The organism is Shewanella sp. 11B5, assembly GCF_002836795.1.
GTDB lineage: Bacteria > Pseudomonadota > Gammaproteobacteria > Enterobacterales > Shewanellaceae > Shewanella > Shewanella frigidimarina.
Map to the genome: position 1 here is coordinate 1 of NZ_PJAP01000388.1, position 7,651 is coordinate 7,651.

At 44.5% G+C, this 7,651-nt stretch carries 4 protein-coding genes; 1 reads left to right on the forward strand and 3 read right to left on the reverse strand.

The genetic code is table 11. The features are described 5' to 3' along the window. Nucleotides 1-134: 134 nt before the first annotated feature. The 3 genes from CXF78_RS08970 to uvrA all read right to left on the reverse strand — a co-directional run bounded on the left by CXF78_RS08970 (nucleotide 135) and on the right by uvrA (nucleotide 6,162). Entirely contained in the window at nucleotides 135-2,024 is a 1,890-nt protein-coding gene (locus CXF78_RS08970; RefSeq protein ID WP_102036559.1) for a DEAD/DEAH box helicase, read from the reverse strand. 254 nt (nucleotides 2,025-2,278) lie between these two features. Next, nucleotides 2,279-3,250: a M20/M25/M40 family metallo-hydrolase gene (locus CXF78_RS08975; protein ID WP_102036560.1), complete on the reverse strand. Its 972-nt coding sequence runs from the start codon at nucleotides 3,248-3,250 to the stop codon at nucleotides 2,279-2,281. Between the two features lie 50 nt (nucleotides 3,251-3,300). Continuing rightward, nucleotides 3,301-6,162 carry an excinuclease ABC subunit UvrA gene (uvrA, locus tag CXF78_RS08980; RefSeq protein ID WP_102036561.1) on the reverse strand — a complete coding sequence of 954 codons (2,862 nt, stop codon included), beginning with the start codon at nucleotides 6,160-6,162 and terminating at the stop codon, nucleotides 3,301-3,303. Nucleotides 6,163-6,406: 244 nt separating this feature from the next. Between uvrA and CXF78_RS08985 the strand changes: the two genes are divergently transcribed. Then, nucleotides 6,407-7,651: MFS transporter (locus tag CXF78_RS08985; RefSeq protein ID WP_102036562.1), on the forward strand; the 1,245-nt coding region annotated here is incomplete at its 3' end.

The window sequence follows — 7,651 nt, forward strand, 5'->3', positions numbered from 1 at the left end:
ATGGATGTTAATTATTTTTTAGACTTATTTTGTAGAATAGAGAATAGAGAATAGAGAATAGAGAATAGAGAGTAAAAGCAGAAAACAAAAATGGAGCCCTTAGGCTCCATTTTTTGTGTCATTCAACTGAATGATTAACCGTTGTCACGTGGCTTACGTGGACGACGTTCTGCACTTGCAGGGCGGTCACTAGCCGGACGATCACCCGCTGGGCGGTCGGTACGTGGACGGTCACTACGAGCACGATCACTACGTGGGCGACGTGGAGCGCCTGCGCCGCGAGTCGTGTCAGCAAACACTTCATCACCCGCTTCACGAATGTTTAAAGGACGACCACACACACGAACTTTTCTTAGGTGTGAAAGGATGTCTTTAGGCATTCCGTCTGGTAAATCAACCGTTGTGACTTGATCAAACAATTGGATTTGACCAATGAAACGGCTATCGATGTTTGCTTCGTTAGCAATAGCGCCAACGATGTTACCTACACCAACACCATTTTCACGACCTACATCGATAACATAACGATTCATTTTCACGTCTGGGTTATCTTTTAAGCCTTCTGCATCACCAAAGCTATTTGGTGCTGGACGGCTACTACGCTCGCCACGGTCACTGCGTTCACGACGTGGACGGTCGCTGCTATTACGGTCACCACGGTCGCTACCACGATCACTACGCTCGTCACGTGAATCACGTTGACGCTCGGTAATAGTTGGTAACTGTAGTGGACGCTCTTGTTGTACTTGTTGTAACAACGCAGCTGCCAGTAAATCGGTATCAACTTCAAGCTGTTGACATAATTCAGCTACAGCGTTTTTCATGAAATCTAAGTCGCCGTTAATGGTTTCTTGGATTTGTTCGCCTAAACGAGATAAACGACGCTCTGCAACTGATTCAGGGCTAGGCACTTTCATTGGCGAAATACGGCTGTTTGTAGCGCGTTCGATAGTGCGTAACATGCGCATTTCACGATTGGTTACAAATAGGATTGCCATACCAGTACGACCAGCACGACCTGTACGACCGATACGGTGAACATAGGCTTCTGAATCATAAGGAATATCGTAGTTTACTACGTGTCCAATACGTTCAACGTCTAGACCACGTGCCGCAACGTCAGTCGCGATTAAAATGTCTAACTTGCCGCGCTTAAGCTGCTCAACAGCACGCTCACGTGCTTGTTGATTCATGTCACCATGTAATGGAGATGAAGCATAACCACGGGCTTCTAATTTTTCGGCTAATTCAACACAGCTGTTACGGGTACGAACGAAGATGATAATACCTTCAGTATTTTCAACTTCTAAAACACGTACTAACGCTTCTAGTTTGTTGTGTTGTGATACTTGCACATAACGTTGGTCGATAGACTCAACAGTTGTCTGGCTAGACGCTATGCTGATGTTCACTGGGTTTGTTAAGTGCTTAGCTGCAACGCGCTTAATTTGCTCAGGCATAGTGGCAGAGAATAATGCAAGTTGGCTGTCAGCAGGCTTGTGCTCTAATACCCATTCGATATCATCGATGAAGCCCATTTTTAGCATTTCATCGGCTTCGTCTAATACTAAGGCTTTTAGATTATCTAGCTTTAATGTGCCACGACGCATGTGATCCATTACACGACCAGGAGTACCAACAATGACTTGTGGTCCACGCTTAAGGGCGTTTAATTGTTGTTGCATGCTTTGACCACCGTAAATCGGTAGTACGTGGAAGCCTTTCATGAATTTGGCATAACTACCAAATGCTTCGGCAACTTGAACCGCTAATTCGCGGGTTGGTGCTAACACTAAAATCTGTGGAGCATTGATTTTCATGTCGATTTTGTTTAGTAAAGGCAGGGCAAACGCGCCTGTTTTACCGGTACCGGTTTGTGCTTGACCGATAATATCTTTACCAGCCATAAGCGGGTCGATACTAGCAGCTTGAATAGGAGTAGGGTTTTCATAACCTAACTCGTCAAGCGAACGCAACAAAGACTCAGACAGGCCGAGTTCGCGGAAAGTTCTTTCAGATGACATTGAGTTGTAGCCTTGTGGATGCGCACGAAGTTCGGAAGCTCGTGCTAAAGTTTCACAGACAGAAAATCAACCCCGTGTCGATTTCCCGCGCCGATAAGGGGGCGTATTATAGCAGCAACAAAGCGTGTTGACCACGTAAAAACTGAAAATAAACATTAAATTGCCTATTCTAGTTTAAGATTGGCCTGATTCTTGATTTTTAAGATTTGTTAATTGGTTGAAAAATGAACATTTGTTGGCGTGAATTAGGCTGTTTATGGGGCCTTGGTCAGCTTATCGATACTGAGCATTTGATATACTGTTTCAGCAACCGCCACAATAAAGTCGATGTCTAACGTGGCTATTGTGTCGTCGGCAGTGTGATATTGCGCGTGGGGTGGCACGCCAAAATACACCCAGGAGTAGCCAGCTTTATGAAATGGATAATGGTCTGACGCTCTGAGCCAATCACTTTTTTTCATCCGGCCACTTAGTAAATTTGTGTGATGAGTTCGAATACATAATTGGGTCTGTTGCATCAACAATGGTTTGATTGACTCAAAATTTGACAGATTTTTTTGCCCTTCCATGTAGATTGCTCTACGACGATCTGGATGACCTATCATGTCCAAGTTTACGCTTAGCTCAATGTCCATAAGTGGGTATTGCTGCAATAACGTCACTAATGCATAGCTACCATATAAGCCGGGTTCTTCAGCGTCGGTTGCGACAATCATCAAATTAACATCATCTAACGGTGGATTTTCCTGCCATTGGGCTGCAATTGCCATCATTCCGGCAATGCCTGAGGCATTATCATCAGCACCTGGATACATTTTACTGGCCGTTTGACCTAAGTGATCATAATGAGCTGTAATCACTCGCCATCGGTTTGAGCTATTTTTTGCCGCAATAGTGGCAATAATATTGACCCCAGAAACAGTTGAAAATTGATGTTGAAAGCTAAACGGGACGGCAAAAGCTGGCTGCCAGGGTTGTAATCCCATCTCAGTAAAGCGTTTGATTAAATACTCTTGAGTCAGGCGGGCGCCTTCGGTGGTTGTCTTACGGCCTTGAAATTCAGTAGAACTCAGTGTGGTGATATCTTGAGTGATTTGGCTATGGGCGCTAGACCAAGAGGTGATAATAGCTGACGAGCATTGTTGAGGTGTTTGGCTGCAGGCATTGAGTAAGCCGCACAATAACATCATAGCCAATACCTTAAGGTGAATTTGAGTAGTAAACATAGTGTGTTCTCCTCTTATTCACCTAAGGTTTGGTATTTGATCTCAGCGTGTTATTTGGCTTTTTTAGCCTTTATACGTTTGCTGTGAAGCGCCAACATCGGCTTTAAGAATCTCGCGGTATGAGACTCTGGGTGCTCTGCTACTTCTTCTGGAGTGCCTGCAGCTAAAATCATGCCACCGCCAGCACCACCTTCAGGGCCTAAATCGATAATCCAGTCTGCGGTTTTAATCACATCTAGATTATGCTCAATCACCACAACAGTGTTGCCATGAGACTTTAAGCGATGCAGTACTTCTAACAATAGTTGAATATCGGCAAAGTGAAGCCCTGTAGTGGGTTCATCTAAAATGTATAAGGTTTTACCTGTATCGCGTTTAGACAACTCTTTAGCCAGTTTAACGCGCTGAGCTTCACCGCCAGATAAGGTGGTCGCGCTTTGTCCTAAGCGAATGTACGACAAGCCGACATCCATTAAGGTTTGCAATTTACGTGAAATAGATGGAATCGCATCAAAATAGCCACGAGCATCTTCAACCGTCATTTGCAGTACTTCGTGAATGTTTTTGCCTTTGTATTTTACTTCTAAGGTTTCGCGGTTATAACGCTTACCTTTACACGAATCACAAGGCACATAAACATCAGGTAAAAAGTGCATTTCCACTTTAATTAACCCATCACCTTGGCAGGCTTCACAACGACCGCCCTTGACGTTAAACGAGAAGCGACCCACCTGATAACCACGAGTGCGCGATTCTTGTGTGCCAGCAAACAGTTCACGTATTGGGGTGAAAATACCCGTATAGGTGGCAGGGTTCGAGCGTGGCGTACGACCAATAGGGCTTTGATCAATATCGACTACTTTATCGCAATGATCCATGCCTTCAATGCTTCTGTAGGGTGCAGGTTCATCAACGGTAGCGCCATTGAGCATCCGATGGGCAATTTTAAAGAAGGTGTCGTTAATCAGTGTTGATTTACCTGAACCCGATACGCCAGTAACACAGGTAAACAATCCAACTGGAATGGTTAAATCAACATCTCTTAGGTTATTACCCGATGCGCCAAATAACTCAATCACCTTTTTCGGATCGATAGGGGTGCGCTGGTCACTAATGTGAATTTGCTTTTTACCGGAAATATATTGGCCCGTAACCGACTCTTCACAGTTAAGAATATCTTCTAGGGTCCCGTCACAAATCACTTCACCACCATGTACACCAGCACCAGGGCCAATATCGATAATGTGATCCGCTAAGCGAATCGCATCTTCATCGTGTTCAACCACAATCACGGTATTGCCTAAATCACGCAGATGGATAAGGGTTTGTAATAAACGTTCGTTATCGCGTTGATGCAAACCAATTGAAGGCTCATCAAGCACGTACATTACGCCCACTAACCCCGCACCAATTTGGCTGGCTAAGCGAATACGTTGCGCCTCGCCACCCGATAAGGTTTCAGCTGAGCGCGACAAGCTTAAATAGTTAAGCCCCACATTGACCAAGAAGCCAAGGCGTTGACTGATCTCTTTTAATATTTTCTCGGCAATTTGCGCGCGTTGGCCTTCAAACACTACGGTGTCGAAGTATTCTTTAGCTTCGCCAATCGACCAAATGGTCAGTTGCGGTAGGTTTAACTCACCAATAAATACGTTACGGGCTTCTTCACGTAAACGCGAACCACCACAGCTGTTACACGGCTGCATGTTAATAAATTTAGACAGCTCATCGCGCACCGAGTTACTTTCGGTTTCACGATAACGGCGATCCATATTATTTAAAATGCCCTCAAACGGATGATTACGGATCACAACATCGCCGCGGTCATTAATGTATTTAAAGGCAATATTTTGTTTGCCTGAACCATATAAGACGATCTTTCTAACTTTGTCGCTTAGTTCGGCATATGGCTTCTCAACATCAAACTTATAATGTTCGGCTAGCGAGCTGAGCATCTGGAAATAGTAAAAGTTGCGTCGGTCCCAACCTCTAATCGCGCCGCCTGCTAATGAGAGTTCATCATTAGCAATTACTCGCTCAGGGTCAAAAAACTGCTGTACACCTAAACCATCACAAGTTTGACAAGCACCGGCCGGATTGTTAAACGAGAAAATACGCGGCTCAAGTTCGGCCATCGAATAGCCACAATGCGGACACGCGAAATTAGCTGAAAATATCAGTTCTTCGGCTTTGCTATCATCCATACTGGCAATTTTTGCAATGCCACCAGATAATTCTAAAGCGGTTTCAAACGACTCAGCCAAACGCTGTTTCATGTCTTCGCGTACTTTGAAGCGATCGACAACCACTTCAATAGTATGTTTGATGTGCAAATCTAATGTTGGAGGATCCGTTAAGTCACACACTTCACCGTCAATACGGGCGCGGATGTAGCCTTGTGCCGATAAGCTTTCAAGCAGCTTAACGTGTTCACCTTTACGGTCGTTAACCACTGGAGCAAGCAGCATTTGACGGCTGTCTGCTGGCATCGCCAACACTTTATCAACCATCTGGCTGACTGTTTGCGCCGACAAGGGTTGATTATGCGTTGGGCAGCGAGGCTCACCCACACGGGCAAACAACAAGCGTAAATAGTCATAGATTTCGGTAATGGTACCGACCGTAGATCGTGGATTGTGCGAGGTTGATTTTTGCTCAATTGAAATGGCAGGGCTTAAGCCTTCAATATGATCAACATCGGGTTTTTCCATTAAGCTCAAGAATTGACGTGCATACGCCGACAGCGATTCGACATAACGACGTTGGCCTTCTGCATACAAAGTATCGAAGGCTAATGATGATTTTCCTGAACCGGATAACCCAGTTATCACAATGAGTTTGTCACGGGGAATGGTTAGATTGATGTTCTTAAGATTGTGGGTTCTGGCACCGCGTATTTCAATTTTATCCATCTATATCACTCTATGACTTATGTAAAACAAAACAGCGATCAGTATCGCATAGTTTGTTGGGGGACTTCATATCAATTTTGACTATGGTGGTTTTATGGTACGCATCAAACTCCGCTAAAGTTTAACATGTGCAGATAAAACACCTTATATCAAAAACTGTGATTTCCTTTTGAGCTAATTTATGGCGCTGTGATAATATGCGCACCTTATAATATTGTTGAATTACTTATCAAAGGGCAACAGCATGGCCAGTAATGGACTGTCGGGTATGGAGAAAAAGGTCGCATTTTCGTTAGCCAGTGTGTTTGGTTTACGAATGATGGGATTGTTTATGATTATGCCTGTCTTCGCGCTGTATGGTCAGCACCTCGAAGGCTTTTCGCCGCTATGGGTGGGTATTGCCATTGGTGCGTACGGATTAACTCAAGCTTTTTTACAAATACCAATGGGCATTCTGTCCGATAAATACGGACGTAAGCCGATTATTCTAGGTGGCTTGGTATTGTTTGCCATTGGTAGTTTAATTGCCGCATCATCTGATCACATTTACGGGGTGGTGTTTGGTCGTGCAGTACAAGGTATGGGCGCAATAGCTGCCGCAGTATTAGCTCTTGCCGCCGATTTAACCCGAGACGAGCAACGCACTAAAGTCATGGCGATTATCGGCATGTGTATTGGCTTTTCATTTGCCTTGTCATTATTGGTCGGGCCTATTGTGGCGCAATACATGGGCTTAACGGGGCTGTTTTTATTAACCGCAGTATTAGCGGTATTAGGCATGTTAATTGTACAGTTTTTTGTTCCCAATCCTATTAGCCAAGCACCTAAAGGCGATACGGTCGCGACTCCGACAAAATTAAAACGTATGTTGTTAGACCCGCAGTTATTTCGCCTAGATGCTGGCATTTTTATTCTGCATTTAGTGCTCACTGCTGTGTTTGTGGCATTGCCGCTCGATTTAGTGGATGCCGGTTTAGTCAAAGAAAAGCATTGGATGTTGTACTTCCCCGCTTTTGTTGGCGCATTTTTCTTAATGGTGCCGTTAATTATCATTGGGGTGAAACGCAACAACACCAAAACCATGTTCCAATTGTCGTTAATGATCATGATGGTGTCACTTGCCGCGATGGGGTTTTATGCCGATAACCTTTGGGTGTTAAGTGGTGCGGTAGTGTTATTTTTCACCGGCTTTAATTACCTTGAAGCATCACTGCCGAGTTTGATTGCTAAGTTTTGTCCTGTTGGCGATAAAGGTTCAGCAATGGGCGTGTATTCAACTAGCCAGTTTTTAGGCGCATTTTGTGGCGGCATGTTAGGCGGTGGAGCTTATCAACTTGTAGGCGCATCTGGGGTGTTTTTTGTTGCGCTAGGGCTAATGTGTGTGTGGTTATTTTTGACCATTGGCATGCAAAAGCCTGTGTTATTGAAAAGCTATACGCTTGAAGCTACAGTAAAAGATAGAAGCGATGCACAAGATATGGCCAGTAAA